Below are 21,561 nucleotides of genomic sequence, written 5' to 3'. Positions count from 1 at the left end.
TTTTAGCTATTTATTTGATATGAGAAAGCCCTTGAGATTTAAATATCCAAAGGGCTTTTTGGTGATTCTATTTGTTCTTTAGAAAAATTATTTTTTTGGGACGGACAGTCCATAAAAGAACATCGTAACGATATCTTGTATATGTTTTTCACGATCTCCTTCAAGAAGTTGTGCCCCAAAATCATCACCTAATTTAGTAAACATTTGAATGTAAAGTAACATCATTTCTTTAGTAAGGTGTGGATTAATTTCGTTTTTGCGCTGAGCTCGTTCTAATATTTCTAAATACCAGGGCAGGATTTTTTCATTTTGATAACTATAAATAAACTTACGGAGTTCTTCGTCCCTTTGCATCATTTGCAGTAACATATCAGGTTGAAATAACCCGCCAGTATTCATTTTTCTTACAATCATTTTTTGCATCATATCATGAAAAGGTAATTTTTCTTCTGCAAGCTCTTTATAATATTGAAATTCAGATATGATAAATTCTTGTATAAGCTCCCTAAATAACGCATCTTTACTTCCGAAATGATTATAAATTGTAACTTGAGAAACGTTTGCTTCTTTTGCGATATGTTCTATTTTCACTTCATTAAATCCGCGTTCTGAAAATAATACGAATGCTGCTTCTTTAATGGCACGCTTTTTCTTTTCTTTTACTCTTTCAAAGCCGTTCAATGCAATCACCTCACTTAAAATATACAAGAAAAAATAATGGAAAACAATAATTTTGAAATATGGACTAATAAATATTTCAAAAAGTTGTTGCGAATATGAAAGATGAGGAGTACAATAATTTTGAAATATCACATATTAAATATTTCAAAAATGAGGTGGAATTATGATTTCAGTTCAAGATGTCACAAAACAGTTTTCAAATGGAAAAGGTTTGTTTCATATTACATTTGATGTAAAAAAGGGAGAAGTATTTGGTTATTTAGGACCGAATGGTGCCGGGAAATCAACGACGATTCGTAATTTAATGGGATTTATAAAACCGACAGCTGGTAAAGCGACAATTTTTGGATTAGATTGTTGGAATGAAGCAGCGAAAATTCAAAGAGAAGTTGGTTATTTACCGGGTGAAATTTCTTTTATTGAAGGAATGAACGGATTAGAGTTTTTTAAATTAATGCAAGGAATGCGTGGATTAAAGGATACGAAAAGACGAGATAAACTGATAGAGCGTCTGCAATTTGATGTGAAAACACCGATTCGCAAAATGTCTAAAGGAATGAAGCAAAAAGTAGGGATAGTCGCTGCATTTATGCACGATCCAGAGGTGTTAATTTTAGATGAACCAACATCTGGACTTGATCCACTTATGCAGCAAGTGTTTATAGATTTAATATTAGAGGAAAAGCAAAGAGGAAAAACAATCCTGATGTCATCACATATTTTTACTGAAATTGAGAGAACTTGTGACAGAGTAGCTATTATTAAAGATGGTCGACTCGTAACGGTTGAAAATATTCACGATTTACAAAGTATGAGAAGACAGGTGATAGATGTAACAGTATCATCACAAGAAGAGATTGAGTCCCTTACAAAGTGTAATTTGCAATTTGAAGCGGTAAAAGGCAGAGAGGCATCTATCATTGTACAAGGAAACTATCAAACTGTTTTACAAACACTTTCAAACTATAATGTAACGGCACTTCAAACGAGAGCGATGGATTTAGAACATTTATTTATGCATTATTACGATAAGAAAGAAGGGGTAGCGCATGAATAAGCAATTGTTTTTAGCTAGTTTGAAAGAAACACAAAAAAGTATTTTGAGTTATGCGTCTGGTGCGGCTTTATATTTGTGGTTATTAATTTGGATATTCCCGTCAATGGTATCAGCGAAAGGGCTAAATGAATTAATAGCTGCCATGCCTGATAGTGTGAAAAAAATCGTTGGTATGGAAAGTCCGATTCAAAACGTAATGGATTTTTTAGCTGGTGAATACTATAGTCTATTGTTTATTATCATTTTAACAATTTTTTGCGTAACAGTTGCGACACATTTAATTGCTCGTCATGTAGATAAAGGAGCAATGGCATACTTGCTAGCAACACCTGTATCTAGAGTGCAAATTGCTATTACACAAGCTACTGTTCTCATATTGGGACTTCTGATTATTGTATCTGTTACGTATGTAGCTGGGTTAGTAGGTGCAGAATGGTTTTTACAAGATAATAACTTAAATAAAGAATTATTTTTGAAGATAAATATAGTCGGAGGGCTCATATTTTTAGTCGTTAGTGCGTATTCATTTTTCTTTTCTTGTATATGTAATGACGAAAGAAAAGCACTAAGTTATTCAGCGAGTTTAACTATCCTATTTTTCGTATTGGATATGGTAGGGAAGTTAAGTGATAAGTTAGAATGGATGAAAAACCTATCATTATTCACGCTGTTTCGTCCGAAAGAAATTGCTGAAGGAGCGTATAATATATGGCCAGTAAGTATAGGGTTAATTGCCGGAGCACTTTGTATTTTCATAGTAGCAATTGTAGTGTTTAAGAAGAGGGATTTACCGTTATAAAGTAGAAAGTCCACTAGAAAGTGGGCTTTTTTTATTTATAAATTTAAACTAGTATGTTTATCGCATAACACTTATAAAGGATATTTATCTTTTTGATTAAGAAAATATTCAAAAAAATGAACCTTTTTCTAGGTTCATACGTCTAATACATGTAAAGTTAAATTGGAAGTGATGAAGTGAGGATGAAACAGGAGGAGCAATTGTGAAAGTAATCCCTTTATATAAAATGATTATAAAAGAAGAAACGGATGTTTCTTTGGCGGAAAAAGGTGATCATGAAGCCTTTATAGCGCTTATACATACAGAAAAAGTGAAGATGTATCGAATAGCAAAGGCGATGTTACGTGATGAGACAAATATAGAGGATGCGATACAGACAACAATTTTAAAGGCCTATGAAAATATAAAAAAATTAAAAAAAGAAGAATTTTTTCAAACTTGGTTAATTCGAATACTAATAAATGAGTGTAACAATATTATTAGAGCGTATAAAAATGTAATTGTGACAGAAGAGAATGATTACAATATGAGTGCGTGTGATCAGTATGAAGATATAGATTTGTGTAATGCGATTCAATCGTTACATGAAGAATTAAGAGCTGTTACGGTGCTTTATTATTATGAAGATATGAATCAAGAGAGTATAGCAAAGCTGTTAGAAATACCGAAAGGAACAGTGAAATCAAGATTGTCACGCGCGAGGGAACAACTACAAAAACGATTAAAGATGGAATAGGGGGTGTAAAGGGTGGATAATGAAAAATTATTTGATGAGAAATTAAAAAAGAGAATAAAAGATGAAAATGTTATAGTACCTCCAGAGTTAAATGAAAAGATTAATGGCACACTACATAATCTTGAGGTAAAAAAGAAGAGTTACAAAATTCATATGATGATAATTAGTGCAGCGGTTTGTATACTTTCAGTGGTATCTATGTCTGAGTTTTCTATACAAAGTTTTGCGCAAAATGGTGGAGTATTTGAATATGTAAAGAAAAAAGCGTTTTCTGATTTTGAAAATGAAGAAGAAATAAAATCGAATGTACATTATCCAGATAAAGAAAAGATTCATCAAAAAATGCTAGATTCTATTGATTATTTTAAAAATATTTCAGGACAATTTGAGGAATATTCTAGCTCATCAAGAATTGCTACAACATATAAGTATGCGATTGATACGGAAAAACAAAGAGGTATCTCTTCGAAAGAAGATAAACTAGCGAAAAAACGAACAATTATATATAACGAGGGCAAGAAAAAAGAGTTTGATGATGAGAAGTATACCTATAAAGAGACAAAATGGAACCCGAAAGAAAGAAACAATGAACTATTAAAATTAAATCCTACGGAAAGGTTATTGAAAAAAGCAGGTGAAAAAAAGCGATATGATGATGAATATATAGGGCTAGCTAAATATAGTATTCAATCAGAATTCGCAGATTTGTTAATTCGATATAAAGATTGGAATTATAAAGAAACGAAATATCTTGGATTAGATTGTTACAAAATTGAAGGAGTCATCAACATAGAGATGCCTGTTAGCACCTCTGAAGATTTAAGAGGGAAATTCGAAATGGTTGTGGAGAAAAATACAGGGATTATGTTGAAATTTCTTAGTTTTCAAGAAGGCTTGATTCAATATTCAGTTACGACTGAATGGATACAAATAGATAAGGGATTGAAAGAAAGTATGTTTCAAAAGGATAGCGCTAAATATGAAAAAATGAAAAACATATTGGATGAATAGAAACAGGAGGAGAGTAAATGGAGAATCATTCATCTTTAAGAGAAGAGAAAAATAAGCAAAAATATAAAAAGAAAACGATAATAAGTTTACTACTGGCGGTATTACTATTTGGTGGAATTGGCTATGGAGCCTATGTATATATGAAAACTTCTAGTCTCGTACAAAAATCTAACTTGAATTTAGCACGAGGTGAAAAATCCAATTTACGTGAGAAATCTGTAAAGCCAATTGCAAATCATGTTTCACTTTTAATTATGGGAATTGATGAAAATCAAGAACGACAAAAGGAATATAATGGTGCATTTCATACAGATGCATTATTGTTAGCGACTTTTAATAAAGACGATAAAACAGTGAAATTAACGAGCATACCGCGTGATACATATACATATGTTCCAGTTGAAAAGAAAAAAGATAAAATAACCCATGCATATGGAAGTGGTTTCGTTAAAAATGGTAGAGATGGAGGACCGCAAGCTTCTGTGGAAGCGGTAGAAAAATTGTTACAGGTGCCCGTTGATTATTTTGTGAAATTTAATTTTGGTTCCTTTACTAAAATTGTTGATGGGTTAGATGGTATTGAAGTGGATGTCCCAGTTGAATTTACGGAGCAAAATAGTAAAGATGAACCTGATGCGATTCATTTGAAAAAAGGATTACAAAAATTAAATGGGGAAGAAGCACTTGCACTAGCAAGAACGCGTCATATTGATAGTGATGCAATGAGAGGTCAGCGCCAACAACTTGTTATTGAAGCGATGTTAAGTAAATTAAAAAGTGTAGGTTCGATTACGAAACTAGAAAAAATGGTTGAGGCGGTTGACGGTGATTTTAAAACAAACTTAGTAATGGATGATATTTTATCTTTTTATAAATACGGATTAAACGGTTCAGTTGAAAAGATTCAATTAGCTGGTGATGATTTATATTTACCTAACGGTCCAAATGGGCAACGTGTATATTATTATAATCCTAATAAAAAAGATCTACAGAGTTTGAGTAATACTCTTAGAACACATCTAGGGTTAAGTGAAAAGCAAATTGAGGAGAATTGAAGCAGGCGAAATGTCTGCTTTTTTATTTTTGTAGAAAAGCGGTTTGTTATAATATACATTATTTATTAACAATAATTTACAAGTATTTTATAGTGGATGGATATAAAGACTGTTAAATCAATACATAGAATTCAATGAGGTATAGTGTTTCGAAACTTTATGGAATTTTTATGAATATTACTGTAAGAAAATAATTTTTTAAAAATTTTCAATAATAGTACTTTACAAATTTTAAAAAATTAGTAGAATAAGAAGTAGTAAGAATCGTCTGATAAATATATAAAGAAAAACAGAATCATCAGAAAATTCTTTAATAGCTATCGTTTAGAATTAGGGAGGGTACAGAAAATGAAAAAGAAAAAAATGAAAAAACTAACAGCAGTTGTAGTACCGGTTTTAGCAATGAGCATGGCACTAACAGCATGTTCTACATCAGGCGGAGATAAAAAGACAAGCACAAACTCAAGTGGAGATAGCAAGTCAGAGGGAAAATTAGCGGCAAAACAAGTGTTGAATCGAACAGTAAACCAAGAGATTCCAACGATGGATTCTTCTAAATCAACAGATACAGTATCTTCACAAATGCTAGGGAATACGATGGAAGGATTATATCGTCTTGATAAAGATAATAAGCCTATTCCAGCTGCAGCAGAATCTAGCACGAAAAGTGAAGATGGTAAAAAATATACATTTAAACTACGTAAAGATGCAAAATGGTCAAATGGAGATCCAGTAACGGCGAAAGATTTCGTATATGCTTGGCAACGTCTATTAGATCCAAAAACAGCTGCTGAGTATGCATTTATCGCATTCCCAATTAAAAATGCAGAAGTGGTTAATAAAGGTGAAAAACCTGTAGCTGAATTAGGAGTGAAAGCGGTAGATGATCTTACGCTTGAAGTTGAATTAGAGCAAGCGGTACCGTACTTCTTAAACTTAGTAGCATTCCCATCGTACTACCCATTAAATGAAAAATTCGTAAAAGAAAAAGGGGAGAAGTTCGGTATAGAGTCTGATACAACAGTTTATAATGGACCGTTTGTTCTTAAAGATTGGAAGCATGAACAAGGATGGCAATTAAAGAAAAATGATCAGTATTGGGATAAAAAGACTGTAAAACTTGAAGAAGTTAACTTCAGTGTTGTTAAAGAACCAGCAACTCTTATCAATTTATATGATAGCGGTCAAGTTGACTTTGCTTTATTAACTGGAGAGTTCGTAGATAAATACAGAAATAAGAAAGATGAATTCGGAACATATTCACAAGTGAGTACGTATTTTATTCGTATGAACCAAAAACGTGATGGACAAGATACACCATTAAAGAGTAAAAAGTTACGTGAAGCAATTGCACTATCAGTTGATAAAAAGAATTTAGCAAACGTAATTTTAAATGATGGATCAAAAGAAGCTGACTTCTTAGTACCAAAAGGTTTAGCAACTGGACCAGACGGTAAAGACTTCCAAGAAACGTTTAAAAATGGTTTAAAACCAAATGCTAAAAAAGCTGCTGCAGCTTGGGAAGAAGCGAAAAAAGAGCTAGGTAAAGACCAAGTTACAATTGAATTCTTAAACTATGATACTGGTAATGCGAAAAAAGTTGGAGAATATATTAAGGACCAAATTGAGAAGAACTTAAAAGGTGTAACAGTTAACATTAAACTTCAACCATTTAAGCAAAAACTAAAATTAGAATCTGAGCAACAATATGATATTTCATACGGTGGTTGGAATCCAGATTATGCAGATCCAATGACGTTCTTAGATATGTTTGAGACTGGACATTCTCATAACCAAATGAGCTTCTCTGACCCTAAATATGACGGCATGGTGAAAAAAGCTGGAACGGAATTAATGAGCGATGCAAAGAAACGTTGGGAAGAGTTAGGAAAAGCTGAAAAAACATTACTTGAAGAAGATGTAGCGATTGTACCTTTATATCAACGTGGAGATTCTTATGTTTTACAACCAAATGTAAAAGGTGTAGTAAAACATAATATCAGTCCAGAATTTAGCTTTAAGTGGGCATATGTAACTGAGAAATAATAGAGTTGTGAAAGTACTTCAAAGCAGTCAACCTGCTTTGAAGTACTTTTTTTATTGTACAATTCAACGTGAAAAATGGAAGAGTAGAGAAAAAACGAAAGGTAGTAGATGGGGGATATCTGTAGTATGTCATAGAAAACAGACCGTCAAGTAAAATAAATTTTCTAAATATTTTAAAAATAACTTTACAAAACTAGAAAAAATAGTAGAATATTAATTAATAAGAATTTTCTGATAACTAGTTATTAGGAAATTACTCGAATTTAGTTTCGTACATATAATTGGGGAGGATACAAAAATGAAGAAAAAGATGAAAAAGTTTACGGCGGTTGTGGCGCCAGTATTAGCGATGAGTATGGCGTTGACAGCGTGTTCTGGATCTGGTGGGGAGAAGAAATCAACTACGACGTCTAGTGGTGGTGGGGAAGAGAAAAAAGCTGAAATTAAATACGCAGCGAAACAAGTATTAAATCGTACAGAAAATCAAGAAATTCCGACGATGGATGTTTCAAAATCTACTGATACATTAGGTTCTCAAATTTTAGGGAACACAATGGAAGGTTTATATCGATTAGATAAAGATAATAAGCCAATTCCAGCTGTGGCAGAATCTAGTACGAAAAGCGAGGATGGCAAAAAATATACATTTAAACTACGTAAAGATGCAAAATGGTCTAACGGTGATCCTGTAACAGCGAAAGATTTCGTATACGGATGGCAGCGCTTACTCGATAAAAATACAGCGGCAGAATATGCGTTTATCGCTTTCTATATTAAAAATGCAGAAGCAATTAATAAAGGTGAAAAACCTCTAACAGATTTAGGAGCAAAAGCGGTAGATGATTATACGCTAGAAGTAGAATTAGAAAAGCCAGTACCGTATTTCTTGAATTTAATGGCATTTCCATCGTACTATCCTTTAAATGAAAAGTTCGTAAAAGAAAAAGGAGATAAGTTCGGTTTAGAAGCAGATACAACGTTGTATAACGGACCGTTCGTTATGGCGTCATGGAAACATGAACAAGGATGGCAATTAAAGAGAAATGATCAGTATTGGGATAAAAAGACTGTGAAATTAGAAGAAATTAACTATAGTGTAGTAAAAGAAGTTGCGACGAAAGTAAACTTATATGATACAGGATCAATTGATTTTACACTATTATCAGGAGAATTCGTTGATAAATATAAATCGAACAAAGAGGAGTACGGTGAGTATTCAGAAGCAAGTACATTCTTCTTACGTTTAAATCAAAAGCGTAACGGACAAGATACACCGTTAAAGAGCAAAAAACTACGTGAAGCAATCGCATTATCAATTGATAAAAAAGGCTTAGCGAACGTTATTTTAAATAACGGTTCAAAAGCAACAGATCAATTAGTACCAAAAGGGCTTGCGACAGGGCCTGACGGTAAAGATTACCAAGATACATTTAAAAATGGTCTAAAATATGATCCGAAAAAAGGTGCAGCAGCTTGGGAAGCAGCGAAAAAAGAACTTGGAAAAGATCAAGTGACAATTGAACTACTAAGCTATGATGATGGAACTGCGAAAAAAATTGCTGACTATTTTAAAGATCAAATTGAGAAAAATTTAAAAGGTGTAACGGTTAACACGAAAATTCAGCCGTTCAAACAAAAACTGAAATTAGAGTCAGCGCAAGATTATGAAGTTTCATTTGCAGGTTGGAGCCCAGATTATTCGGATCCGATGACGTTTATTGATATGTTTGAATCGAAGAGCCCATATAACCAAATGAGTTATTCGAATCCAAAATACGATGAAATGGTAGCGAAAGCAGGTAATGAATTATTGTCTGATCCGAAGAAGCGTTGGGAAACGTTAGGGAAAGCAGAGAAATTGTTCCTTGAAGAAGATGCAGGATTAATTCCTTTATATCAAACAGGTAGAGCGTATGTAATGAAACCGAATGTTAAAGGAATTGTGAAACATAACATCAGTCCAGAATATAGCTTTAAGTGGGCTTATGTAACGGAAGGGAAATAATAAAAAAGAGCGTTTTAAAGGTAGATAATGAACTGCACCCCAATTGTTAGACACAGTCTAACAATTGGAGGTGCAGTTTTTCTATGGCTAAATTTACAGCTGATGAAAAAATACAAATCGTTCTACGTTATTTGAACGGAAATGAAAGTTATCGAGAAATGGGTAGATCGCTCGGTATAAGTGACACAATCATTTTGAATTGGGTAAACCAATATAAACAGAATGGTCTGGAAGCTTTTCTAAAACGATGTACAAATTACACACAACAATTTAAACTAGACGTACTAAACTTTATGATTGAAAACGGTATGTCCTTATTTGAGACGGCAGCTATCTTTAATATTCCTGCCCCTTCAACGATTTCTGTTTGGAAAAAACAGCTCGAAACACAAGGAATTGATGCCCTTCAATCTAAGAAAAAGGGGCGTCCATCCATGAAAAAAGATTCAAATAAACAATTAAAACAACCTTTAGCTGAAGGGTCAGTCGAAGCACTTGAAGCACGCATTAAACAGCTTGAGATGGAAAATGAGTACTTAAAAAAGTTAAATGCCTTAGTTCAAAACAAGGAAAAATCACAAAACAAGACAAAGCGCAAGTAGTCTACGAATTAAGGCATAAATATTCGGTGAAGGCACTCGTGGAGCTAGCTACTATTCCTCGAAGCACGTATTATAATTTAGTAAAGAAAATGAATCGTCCAGATGTAGATGCCGATTTGAAAGCTGAGATTAAAGCGATTTATGAGGAAAATGAAAGTCGTTATGGTTACCGTCGCATTCGTGATGAATTAACGAATCGTGGCCAGAAAGTGAACCACAAGAAGGTTCAGCGTATTATGAAAGAGCTTGGGTTAAAGTGTGTTGTGCGTATGAAGAAATATAAATCCTATAAAGGAAAAGTCGGTAGAATTGCACCTAATATTTTAGAGCGTAATTTTCATACAGATGCACCGAATCAAAAGTGGGTAACAGACATCACAGAGTTTAAATTGTTTGGAGAAAAACTGTATGTATCACCTGTATTAGATTTGTATAATGGTGAAATTATTACCTATACAATTGGTTCTAGACCGACGTATTCGCTTGTTTCAGACATGTTAGAGAAAGCATTGGAACGTTTACCTGAAACCCACCAGCTACTGATGCATTCGGATCAAGGATGGCATTATCAAATGAGACAGTACGTCCGTACACTTGAATCAAGAGCTATCGTCCAGAGTATGTCTCGAAAAGGCAACTGTTACGACAACGCAGTAATAGAAAATTTCTTTGGGATTATGAAGTCGGATTTCCTCTACATAAAAGAATTTGAAAATGTAGAGCACTTTAAAATAGAATTAGAAAAATATATAGATTATTATAATACGAAACGGATTAAGGCAAAATTAAAAATGAGCCCGGTACAATACCGGACTCACTTTTATCAAGCTGCCTAATGAAATAACCGTGTCTAACTTTTAGGGGTCACTTCATAAATGACTTTTAGAACGCTCTTTTACTATTAAATTAAATAGAGAAGAATAAGAAAAGTGGTACTTACATATAGTAGATGTGGGAGAATTCGTATAGTAGTAATAGATTGTTATTGAATTAAATAAATTAATTATTATGAATATTTTTAAAAATACTTTACAATCCGAGAAAAATTAGTAGAATAATAATTAGTAATAATTTTCTGATAATTCAAATTAGAAATCTCTCAAAGTTAGTTTCGTACATATAATTGGGGAGGGTACAAAAATGAAGAAAAAGATGAAAAAGTTTACGGCGGTTGTAGCGCCAGTATTAGCAATGAGTGTGGCGTTAACAGCATGTTCTGGATCTTCTGGTGGGGAGAAGAAAACGACTACGACGTCTAATAGTGGCGGGGAAGAGAAAAAATCCGATATTAAATATGCGGCACAGCAAGTAATGAATCGTACAGAAACGAATGAAATTCCGACGATGGATACTTCTAAAAATACAGATACGTTAGGTTCTCAAATTTTAGGAAACACAATGGAAGGTTTATATCGCCTTGATAAAGACAATAAGCCAATTCCAGCTGTAGCTGAATCTAGCACAAAAAGCGAGGATGGCAAAAAATATACATTTAAATTACGGAAAGATGCAAAATGGTCAAACGGTGATCCTGTAACAGCGAAAGATTTCGTATTTGCATGGCAACGTCTAGTAGATCCAAAAACAGCCGCTGAGTATGCATTTATTGCTTACTATCTTAAAAATGCAGAAGCGATTAATCAAGGAAAAGGAGAAGTGTCTACATTAGGTGTAAAAGCGGTAGATGATTATACGCTGGAAGTTGAACTAGAGAGACCAGTACCATATTTCTTGAACTTAATGGCATTTGCGTCATACTATCCGTTAAATGAAAAGTTCGTAAAAGAAAAAGGGAATAAATTCGGTTTAGAGTCTGATACGACAGTTTATAATGGACCGTTCATACTTACTGATTGGAAGCATGAGCAAGGCTGGAAATTAAAGAAAAATGATCAGTATTGGGACAAAAAGACTGTAAAACTAGAAGAAATCAACTATAGTGTAGTAAAAGAACCCGCTACAAGAGTAAATTTATATGATACAGGTGCGATTGACTTTGCACTTTTATCAGGAGAATTTGTTGATAAGTATAGAAATAATAAAGAAGAGTTTGGCGCATATTCGGAAACAAGTACGTTTTACTTACGTCTAAACCAAAAACGTGGTGGGCAAGATACACCGTTAAAGAGCAAAAAACTACGTGAAGCAATTGCATTATCAATCGATAAGAAAGCTTTAACGAATGTCATTTTAAATGATGGTTCAAAACCAGTGGATTATTTAGTACCAAAAGGTTTAGCAGCTGGACCAGACGGTAAAGATTTCGCAGAAACGTTTAAAAATGGTTTAAAACAAGACTCTAAAAAGGCAGCAGCAGCCTGGGAAGAAGCGAAAAAAGAACTTGGAAAAGATCAAGTAACAATAGAGCTATTAAATTATGATACTGGTAATGCGAAAAAAGTTGGGGAGTATGTAAAAGATCAAGTTGAAAAGAATCTAAAAGGTGTGACAGTAAATATTAAACTGCAACCATTTAAGCAAAAATTAAAATTAGAATCAGACCAAGATTATGATTTTTCATATGGTGGATGGAACCCAGATTATGCGGATCCGATGACATATCTTGATATGTTTGAGACAAAAAATTCACAGAACCAGATGAGCTACTCAAATTCAAAATATGATGACATTATTAATAAAAGTAAGACGGAATGGATGGCTGATGCAAAAAAACGTTGGACAGAATTAGGGAAAGCAGAAAAAGTGTTACTTGAAGAAGATGTAGCGCTCGTACCTTTATATCAAAATGGTAGATCCTATGTTATGAAACCAAATGTAAAGGGAATTGTGAAACATAATATTAGTCCGGAATATAGTTTCAAATGGGCGTATGTAGAAGAGAAATAATAAAGTGAAATTTTAACCAGTGGGGATTTTTCCTCATTCCCCTGTGAAAGAAAAGAGCATTTTCAAGTTGCGGTATCGCACTTGAAAATGCTTTTTTTCTATGCACGATTTTTTTCTGGATGAATATATGTATTATAGAAAACTTGAAGGAGAGTCCTATGAAGCGAAACACATACATCGATTTCCTAGCTTATTACGGAATAGGAAGTGCTCATCCTGGTGGTTTTACGTTAACAAAACAATTGTTAGCACAACTGCCTTTTAAATATGGAGCGAATGTCCTTGAAATAGGTTGCGGTACGGGAAAAACAGCGGCATATATGACAAGGGAATTTGGTTATAAAGTAACAACTGTTGAAAAGAATGAAATTATGATTCAAAAGGCAAAAGATAGATGGTTGTTTGAAGGGTTAGATATACAATTAATTGAAGGAAGTGTAGAGCAATTACCTTGTTTGAATAACTCATTTGAGTTCGTACTTGGAGAATCAATCATCGCTTTTACAGAGAAAGAAAGGGTTATCTCGGAGTGTTACCGTGTATTACAGCAGGACGGTAAGCTTGTTGTCATTGAAATGATTATTGATAGGCACATTGATAAGGGTGAGGAAGAAAAAATCGCCCAATTATATGGCATGAAAGAACTATTAACTGAGAATGAGTGGGTACAATTATTTCAGAAAGCAAATTTTAAAAGAATTACAATTGCTGGCGGTGGCACGATTGCAGAAACGATCTCTGGCTATGTAGAAGAGCCAGAGTGGAATGTATCCTCACATATTCCGAATGAGTTATATGAGGCGTGGGTACAGCATGAAAATGTACGGCTTATGTACCAACACATTTTAGGGCATCGTATTTTTATATGTGAAAAATAAAGAGAAAGAGTTGGCTAAAGGTAGTCAACTCTTTACTATGTTAAATGAAAAATAATGCAGCTAATGTAATTCCGAAGATGAAACCAAATCCGAGTTCAACACCCCAGCCACAACCGCCACCCCAGCCGCCGCCACCACAACTACCGCAACCACGGCCACCACATCCGCAACTGCTGAATCCACCACCGCATCCAAATCCGCAACTATCACATCTGCTAAGGCCGCCGCAAAGGTCACAACCACCGTTTGCATAAGCATCATAGTATCCGAATCCTGAATCAAAAGATGAGCGCTGTTGCACCGGTTCGATCCATACAGAGTTTTGTGTCAAATCGATTATTTTACCTAAATGTATACGGCCATCACGGTCTTCAATCCGAACAACTTTTCCGAAATAACGTCGGCATGTATCATAACATTTTTGTCTATGCATGTTCTTTCCTCCTTCCGCATTACAGTAATACGATATGTAAGGGGGACAAGTGCGGCTTGTATGAATGTCCTATCTATCATAATTGTTATAGGAAAGGGGAAATATAAGAAGAGGATATATAAGGAGGAAAAGGCATGAAATCTACAGATCAGTTTCAGACATACGAAGTACCGTGGGAAGAATTTATTGAAGCGTTGCGAGAGGAAATGAAGAAGCAAGTAGGGGCAGATATTATTGATACAGTAGTTTGCAATTTAGAAGATGGTTTTGAAGTGTATACATATGTGCAGGGGGATTTAGATTTTGAATATAAGGAAGGGCTTGAGAGAAAATACGGAAGTGATGCGAAGATACCTAATGTGTTAACGATAATGTTATTAGCTAGTATTTATAATACAAGTGAAGCGAATATACGCTTGCATGCGGATAATAAAGAGAATCCGATTGTTGAAGTGTATGTAAAGCAATGAAACACGCTGTGAAAGGCGTGTTTTTTATTTGTCCCGCTATTTGTGGGCAGTAAGACCCCCACCTCAAAATTCAGCGGAAGCAAAGAAGTTAGGTGGGGGCCCTGCGGCCCGTAAAATCCCGATTGGTGAGGGCTAATAATCAGTGGGGGATGAACAAAACTCCGACTGATTCAAGTTTCACTTTATATGATAAAATGTTAGAAAATTGAGAAAGAAGGTGAAGGATTGGGAATTAAACATCTTAATTTAACAGTTACAGATGTAACAGCATCTAGAGCGTTTTTAGAGAGGTATTTTGGTTTGATTTGTAGTGGAACAAGGGGGAATGCCTTTGCAGTTATGCGTGATAATGATGGATTTATACTAACTTTAATGAAAGGAAAAGAAGTTCAGTATCCAAAAACATTTCATATAGGATTTCCACAAGAAAGTGAAGAACAAGTAGATAAGATAAATCAAAGATTGAAGGAAGATGGATTTTTCGTGGAGCCTCCTAAGCATGTCCATGCGTATACGTTTTACGTTGAAGCACCTGGTGGATTTACAATTGAAGTGATGTGTTAAGTCAAAAATCAAACTTTTTGTTATGTGTTTTTAAAATAAAAAGTAGGAAAAGTCTGTTTTAAACGTGGAGCTTAAACAGGCTTTTTTACTTATATAATTGGATAGAGAATGCTAGAAGGAATATTACCAAGTGTATGATCTGTTTACATAATAAAGTTATGGTGGGTTAGTTGTCCTAAAATACAAGTCATATATCTTGTTTCCTCTCATAAATTTAAACATAGGAATTTGTCTACAAAGGTGGCGAAGCCTCATCATGAAAATTCGAATTTGTGCCACGTTCATGTTGTTTCTATTTATATGTTTACCTTTATCAGCTTTTGCAAAAGGAGAGGAGGCAAAGGAAAGGGTCGTTTCACTTGTATATGACGATTCGGGCAGCATGAGAAATAACGATCGCTGGAAATATGCCAATTATGCTTTGCAAAGTTTAGTTGCGCTATTAGATGAAAAAGATAAATTTTCTTACGTTCCAATGAGTAAGCCGAATGATCCATTAAACATTTCGTTAACGAAGGATAAAAGGCAAACAGAAATTGAGGGAATTGGAGCGTGGAAAACGTATTTAAATACTCCATTTAGCGCGGTAGAAACGGCGATGCAATCTATAAAAAAGGAAGCAGATATAGATGGAAAACGTGAATTTTGGCTTATTGTATTAACTGACGGGGCATTTAATGATTTAGAGAAAGATAAGGTTGGCGGAAAAGAACAAATTTTGCAGAAATTAGCCCAGTTTAAGAAAGAAATGGATGCAAAAAAGATATCGTTACACCCAGTCTTAATTACGATGGAAGAAGATTTAGGACAACAAGAAAAAGAACAATTAAACACGTTCAAAGAAATATGGAAGAAAGAGATAAATGGTGTTACTATGCCGTCAAGCGGAGAAGATGGCATTGTAAAAAGTGTAAATCAAGTGGCAGCATTAGTTGCAAATCGTGATCCATTCTCCTCTGTTGAATCGATTGTAAAAACGAAAGTAGTGGGGAAAAGAGTAGAGATTACAACACCGTTTCCATTAAAGCGTATGACGCTTGTACGACAATCGCCTTCTCTGCCCGATTATCAGGTCACACAAATTTCTAAACCATTACAATTACAATCTTCTTTTTCCATACATGCACCAGGAGAAGCAAAATTGTTCGGAAATATAGTTCATATAAGTACGGAAAATCAGGAAGTTATTAAACCAGGAACTTATACGATAGAAGTGGACCAGGACATTGAGAAAGAAGGACTACAAGTACTAGTTGAACCGGCGCTTAATTATACGGTTTCTACTTATGACAAAGATGATAGTAGTCAAAAAAATGTAGAGGAAATGTACGAAGGTGTTACTGCTGTTATTGAAGCGAAGCCTACGGAGTTGCCAGTTCAGTCTTCTTACTTTCAGGCAGAAGTAGAAATAGACGGAAAACAATATCCGATGAAGTGGGATGATAAAAGGCATGTGTTTTATTACGAAACTAAGCTTGGTAAAGGGTTAGTACGCGGGAAAGTTCATATGAATATAAAGGGGTTTTATAGACAGACGAAAGAATTTAAAATTGAAACAGCTGAGAAACCAAAATTATCACTTCAAACTGTTACAAAAGATTATGAAGAAAAAGTGACAAATTTAGAGAATAGTAAACCATTTGTTTTGCAGCCACAGTTAGATGGTAAGCCGATGACAGAAGAAGCTGTAAAAAAACTATTAAAATCTACTGGTGTCACATCTAAACAATCAATCAATTATGAAATAAAGCAACATGGAAATCAGATCTATGTTTATCCTCGTCCCTATTACTCCGACACATTTAATTTTACAGATACCGGCACCGTAGAAGCTACCATCGTAATGCAGGATTCAAAATTACAAGAAGTAAAGAAAAACATAACATTCCATATTCAAGATGCTTCGTTTTATGAAAAATATGCGCTTATTTTTAAGTTTGTCATTCCTATCACTTTATTACTGCTAGTAGTAGGAATCATTGTTTTAGGATGGATTGTTCGGCCGAGATTTCACCGGAAGGCACTACTGTATTATGAATGGGATCAAGAGGTAGCGAAAGATTGGCTATATCAATCAGAGCCAGAATTACTTCGAAATAAATGGTGGAACCATTATTTTGGTATCCCATTTAGAGCAGAAAGAAAAACAGTGCAATCCGTTACGTTTATAGCGAAGAAAGGTTCGAAATCTGTCTTTGTAGCGAAAGAATCACAAGTAGTTGGAATGATTATTGATGGGATGTTTATAACAAAAGATGAAGTAGGAATGGAACATAAGACACTATATCCAAATGAACTTTTACTAATTGATAGAGGATATGGTAAGGAGATTTACAAGTATGAATGTGAATAGTAGATAGGGATAAGACGGGGATGGAGTATTGATTCTCTTTCCCTTTTTTCAAACAAGCAAGAATAGGAAGGTGGTTCACATGACATTACAAGTTCCAACAATATTAATTGGTTTAGGTGGAATCGGTAGTACTGTGACGCATCAAATATATGAAAAATTGCCTGAAGAGCGCCGGAAAAAGGTAGCAATGCACGTATTTGATACAGATGTGAATACATTAAGTAAATTTGATCATATTCGAAAGTTTAAGACACAAACAAGTTCTAGTAAAACGCCTAGGGAGTATATTGCGGGAGATCCAACGATCCCAGAGTGGTTTCCGATGGATCCGACTATACTTGATAAGCCATTAACAGAAGGAGCAGGACAGTTACGCGTCATTTCACGTTTAGCGTTACGTGCTGCGATGAAAGAAGATAAATTGACGTCTTTTTGGCAAGAAATCGAGAAAATTTTTCCGGTTACAAGTGATCAAACGGAATATGGTGTGCGTGTCATTATAGTAACATCACTAGCAGGCGGAACAGGTTCAGGGATGTTTCTGCAAATTGCATTATATTTACGTGAAATGCTTCGGAAGAAATTGCAGCATCATAACATTTTAATACGCGGTGCGTTTTTAATGCCGGATGTTTTAGTAAAGACGAGAACGGTTAGTGCGAAAGAATTTGAAACGGTGCAAGCAAATGGCTATGCATCGTTAAAAGAATTACATGCTATTACGCTCGGTTCTACTGGAGAATTATCAAAACGCGGTGGTGTAACAATTGAATTAGAGTATCGCCCTGATCAAGTAGATGAAGACGGAAGAACGAATCATACAATTAAACAACATCATTTACCGTACAATTATTGTTTCTTATACGATTACGAAAATCTACATGGACACCATTTACACAATTTATCAGACTATATGGAACAGATGGCAAATACAATTTATTTACAGTTATTTAGCCCGATGTCTACAAGTCATTTTGCACAGGAAGACAATCAAATTCAGCAATTAGCAGAATCAAGTGGAAAAGGACGATATTGCGGGGCAGGAACGGCAAAACTCATTTATCCATATGAGCATGTGTTAAAATATTGTGCTTTAAAATGGGCGGTGCAAGGTTTAGATGAATCGTGGCTGCATTTAGATCAACTGTTTCAAGAGAAGAAGCAAAGATACGACCAAGATGTAAAACGTGGGATGCAGCGTGAAAAGCCGGAGAGAGGTAAAAGTTATTTAGAGGACTTGGAGCATCTTGCTACGCGTCCAGAGCAAGCTCATATTTTCTATAGACAAATGTACAATGAAACGCGTGAAGGAGCAGAAGGTGGTAAGCTCGGAGTTGCGAAATCAAAACTGTTTTTAGAAGCTGTAGAAAGTTATGTACAACGCACGGTGCAAAAAGATGAGGAATTAAATCGTTTGCAACATGAGTGTAAAATTTCAGCTGCGAAACTGAAAATGATGGAACAAATGAAAGGTGAAGTGGCAAGAGTGGATCATGCAGTTCGCTTATATGCATATGCGATTCCGAGCCGTGTACATGAACATGTAACGACACTTTTATATGACATGATTGAATCAGACCGCTTTTCACCAAGTGGTTCTGAAGGGCAGTCCTATCAATTAAATACATGGTTTTTAAAGAAAACAGATCCAGTTCACCCAGTAGCAGCACGTTTTATGTTATATGAAATTCGAAAGCAGTTAGTAGAAAAAATGAATCGACTACATGAAAATAATGAACAAAAGCGTAATGTAATTCAAAACTACGATAAAAAATTTAATGTGGGTAATATCGATGGAACGGTAACGGCTGTACGCCGAGTTGAAATTGCTCAACAACAAGGCTGGTTCGGAAAAATGATTAATAATCAGCAACGTTCATTCAAAAGAGAATTTGAAGACATCGTAACGCAATATGTACACAAATTAAATGAATATCGAAAAGAAATGCTATTAGAACTTGTGTATCAATCGCTATATCAGGCAGTTAATAAAATGATTCAATATTGGGAAAGATTTTTTGATAATTTACATGAAACACGTGAAAATTTATTGTTTGAAATCCAAAAGCGCAGTAAGGAATTTGAAGGGAAAACAAACCCGACGAATGTATATGTATTAGCAGAGGAACAGCTGCAAGAAAAGATATGGCAAGATATGCAGCAACATTTAAATTTAGGTGTACTACCGAAAGATATATCAGCGGAAATTTATATGAGTTTGTATGCGGAATATTGTCGTGATGCGAAAACAGAAGAGATTCAGTCGAAAAAGGTAGAGGATTTCTATCGCGAACATATACTGAGCTATTGTTATGACGAACTGCAAGTACGCTATCGTGATAAATTAGAATTGAATATTATTGAAGCGTTGCGAAAAGAAGCAGATTATAAGAAACGTGATCGCGATGAATACGTGCGTGAAAAAATTGAAGACCTGTTCCATTTAGCAAGTCCATTCATTCCGAAAGTTGCTCATCATAGGGAATTACAATATTGGGGTATACATCCTTCTTTAAAGAAAGAGCTACAAGAGGAATTAATTCAAGAAATGTTTAAAGAAAAAGATACAGTACACGAAGCCTTTTCGCCATTTGAAGTGATCTGTTATCGAGCGCATTATGGCTTATCGCTGCAAGATTTCCCCAAATTATCATCAGGACATATTTCAAACGGATTTATGAATGATAAAGGTGACTATTTCCAATCGTATTATCGCCGTGTAAACAAATTAAATAGTAAAAAATCTAGTTTAACGCCGCATTTAGATAAGTATTGGCACTTACCAGCCTTTATGCCAGATTTGAATGCGACTCAAACAAAATTAGATTATGATAAATGTAATCGTGCATTACTATACGCATATATGTATCGTTGGATTAGTTTAGTTGCTGTTGATGGACAGTTTGTGTATCAATATAACGGTGTGGGACGTAGCTTTTTAATTCAGTCGATGGGGAAAAATATTTCAAGCGAAAGTTATAAATTACACAGAGCATTGCTTCATAATCCGTTTATTTATGAAAACATCTTGTCACGATTTGAAGAAGAGCAAGAAAAGGCGATGATACAAGGTGGACATTTATATACACATCCGTTCGTATTAGGAGCCCAAGATGTAAGATGGCTTAGAAAAGAACATGTCCACAATCTTTTAGACATGATTTTAATGTATGACCGTGAAGCGAAGTATGATCCGACGTTAGAAGAAACATCAGATGAATTATTAAGACTATTCCTTGATGAAATCGAGTTGTATTTCCAGAACTATTACGGTACAGGTGCTGATATGGTTGCAAAGAAAGAGAAAGAAATGTTTATTAAACAATTGTGGGATCGCTCGCATGCGAAAGGATATGTAGATCCAAATAGCGCTCCGTATAAAAAATGGCAAAATTTATTAAGTATTCAAGATGAAGAAGAAACGCCAAAAACGAATGTATAGTGAATGAAAAGGGAATCCTTAAAAGTGGCAATACAACTTTAGAAAAGAGGGATTCTGATGCCGTTTTTAGGAAGTGTATATCAAATATTTGGGTTATATCCGGAACTTTATTATGGGATGATTTCAGCAGAGTTGCAAGAGGAAGCTCAGAAGGAGCATCTTGAAAATAGTAGTGCAGAAGCTGAAGTGGAAGAATAAAAAAAGTGCAGATGAAAATCTGCACTTTTTTGTTAGTATTAAAATGGTGAAATAACCTCAAATGAATTATTATTTTTGAATAATAATTCATTTGAGGTTATTATGATTTTCATTACATTGTATGTAATGAAAATTGTATGAAAATCAATGTAATAAAATGTATATGAATATTAAGGTGGAAAACAACAATGTTTTTGAGAAAATAATTATGTATAAAAATAACATTTGATACATAATCAACCGATTATTTTTGAGTGATTTATTATTGACAATATAATTAATTGTATGATAAATTCAATCAGCATTCTTAATGGTTTTTTTGGTATGGTTAATATTTTGAAAATTCAATACGGTGTAAAGAGATTGATTTTTCTGTTTTTATTG

General features: G+C 34.4%; 17 protein-coding genes. 15 read left to right on the top strand and 2 right to left on the bottom strand.

Features of this window, described 5'->3' with window-relative positions; all coding sequences use genetic code 11:
* Positions 1–87: 87 nt before the first annotated feature.
* Complete coding sequence (locus tag IBT51_RS09800) at positions 88–690, bottom strand: TetR/AcrR family transcriptional regulator (protein WP_146632306.1); 603 nt, start codon at positions 688–690, stop codon at positions 88–90.
* 154 nt (positions 691–844) lie between these two features.
* Here IBT51_RS09800 and IBT51_RS09795 point away from each other — a divergent pair, with 154 nt between their 5' ends.
* From IBT51_RS09795 to IBT51_RS09750, 10 genes are all read left to right on the top strand, one after another.
* Positions 845–1,738, top strand: a complete 894-nt coding sequence (locus IBT51_RS09795; protein WP_200458092.1) for an ABC transporter ATP-binding protein — start codon at positions 845–847, stop codon at positions 1,736–1,738.
* Positions 1,731–2,537 (top strand): ABC transporter permease subunit, encoded by an 807-nt coding sequence (locus tag IBT51_RS09790; RefSeq protein WP_097961077.1) that lies wholly within the window; start codon positions 1,731–1,733, stop codon positions 2,535–2,537. Before IBT51_RS09795 ends, IBT51_RS09790 begins: the two co-directional genes overlap by 8 nt.
* Positions 2,538–2,739: 202 nt before the next feature.
* The gene (locus IBT51_RS09785) at positions 2,740–3,273 is read left to right on the top strand and encodes a sigma-70 family RNA polymerase sigma factor (protein ID WP_200458093.1); all 534 of its coding nucleotides are present in this window, start codon (positions 2,740–2,742) and stop codon (positions 3,271–3,273) included.
* Between the two features lie 12 nt (positions 3,274–3,285).
* Entirely contained in the window at positions 3,286–4,284 is a 999-nt protein-coding gene (locus IBT51_RS09780) for an anti-sigma factor (RefSeq protein WP_088023473.1), read from the top strand.
* Between the two features lie 17 nt (positions 4,285–4,301).
* On the top strand, positions 4,302–5,339 hold the full coding sequence (locus IBT51_RS09775; protein WP_088023476.1) for an LCP family protein: 1,038 nt from the start codon (positions 4,302–4,304) through the stop codon (positions 5,337–5,339).
* Between the two features lie 348 nt (positions 5,340–5,687).
* Positions 5,688–7,385 (top strand): peptide ABC transporter substrate-binding protein, encoded by a 1,698-nt coding sequence (locus IBT51_RS09770; RefSeq protein ID WP_002066447.1) that lies wholly within the window; start codon positions 5,688–5,690, stop codon positions 7,383–7,385.
* Between the two features lie 298 nt (positions 7,386–7,683).
* A complete protein-coding gene (locus tag IBT51_RS09765; protein ID WP_000728443.1) occupies positions 7,684–9,390 on the top strand; it encodes a peptide ABC transporter substrate-binding protein in 1,707 nt (568 codons plus the stop codon).
* Positions 9,391–9,473: 83 nt separating this feature from the next.
* Positions 9,474–10,828 (top strand): IS3 family transposase gene (locus tag IBT51_RS09760; RefSeq protein WP_088023479.1). Its coding sequence is split into 2 segments (ribosomal slippage): positions 9,474–9,927 and positions 9,927–10,828, totalling 1,356 coding nucleotides; the frame shifts between segments, so codons are not numbered across the junction.
* A gap of 304 nt (positions 10,829–11,132) precedes the next feature.
* Positions 11,133–12,839: a peptide ABC transporter substrate-binding protein gene (locus tag IBT51_RS09755; protein ID WP_106824429.1), complete on the top strand. Its 1,707-nt coding sequence runs from the start codon at positions 11,133–11,135 to the stop codon at positions 12,837–12,839.
* A gap of 158 nt (positions 12,840–12,997) precedes the next feature.
* Positions 12,998–13,717, top strand: a complete 720-nt coding sequence (locus IBT51_RS09750; protein WP_000828255.1) for a class I SAM-dependent methyltransferase — start codon at positions 12,998–13,000, stop codon at positions 13,715–13,717.
* Between the two features lie 40 nt (positions 13,718–13,757).
* Here the strand turns inward: IBT51_RS09750 and IBT51_RS09745 are convergent, their stop codons facing one another.
* The gene (locus IBT51_RS09745; protein ID WP_106824431.1) at positions 13,758–14,150 is read right to left on the bottom strand and encodes a hypothetical protein; all 393 of its coding nucleotides are present in this window, start codon (positions 14,148–14,150) and stop codon (positions 13,758–13,760) included.
* A 134-nt stretch (positions 14,151–14,284) separates the two neighbouring features.
* Here IBT51_RS09745 and IBT51_RS09740 point away from each other — a divergent pair, with 134 nt between their 5' ends.
* From IBT51_RS09740 to IBT51_RS09720, 5 genes are all read left to right on the top strand, one after another.
* Entirely contained in the window at positions 14,285–14,620 is a 336-nt protein-coding gene (locus IBT51_RS09740) for a hypothetical protein (RefSeq protein WP_000842905.1), read from the top strand.
* Positions 14,621–14,845: 225 nt separating this feature from the next.
* Complete coding sequence (locus IBT51_RS09735; protein WP_023522706.1) at positions 14,846–15,184, top strand: VOC family protein; 339 nt, start codon at positions 14,846–14,848, stop codon at positions 15,182–15,184.
* A gap of 256 nt (positions 15,185–15,440) precedes the next feature.
* Positions 15,441–17,537, top strand: coding sequence for a vWA domain-containing protein (locus IBT51_RS09730; RefSeq protein ID WP_200458094.1), 2,097 nt, complete (start codon positions 15,441–15,443; stop codon positions 17,535–17,537).
* 79 nt (positions 17,538–17,616) lie between these two features.
* Positions 17,617–20,979: a tubulin-like doman-containing protein gene (locus IBT51_RS09725; RefSeq protein ID WP_200458095.1), complete on the top strand. Its 3,363-nt coding sequence runs from the start codon at positions 17,617–17,619 to the stop codon at positions 20,977–20,979.
* A 57-nt stretch (positions 20,980–21,036) separates the two neighbouring features.
* Positions 21,037–21,177, top strand: a complete 141-nt coding sequence (locus tag IBT51_RS09720) for a hypothetical protein (protein WP_001116193.1) — start codon at positions 21,037–21,039, stop codon at positions 21,175–21,177.
* Positions 21,178–21,561: the final 384 nt, after the last annotated feature.

The sequence above is a fragment of the Bacillus sp. S71 genome (genome assembly GCF_016625265.1).
Taxonomy (GTDB): Bacteria; Bacillota; Bacilli; order Bacillales; family Bacillaceae_G; genus Bacillus_A; species Bacillus_A cereus.
This window is presented reverse-complemented; position numbering and strand designations above follow the sequence as displayed.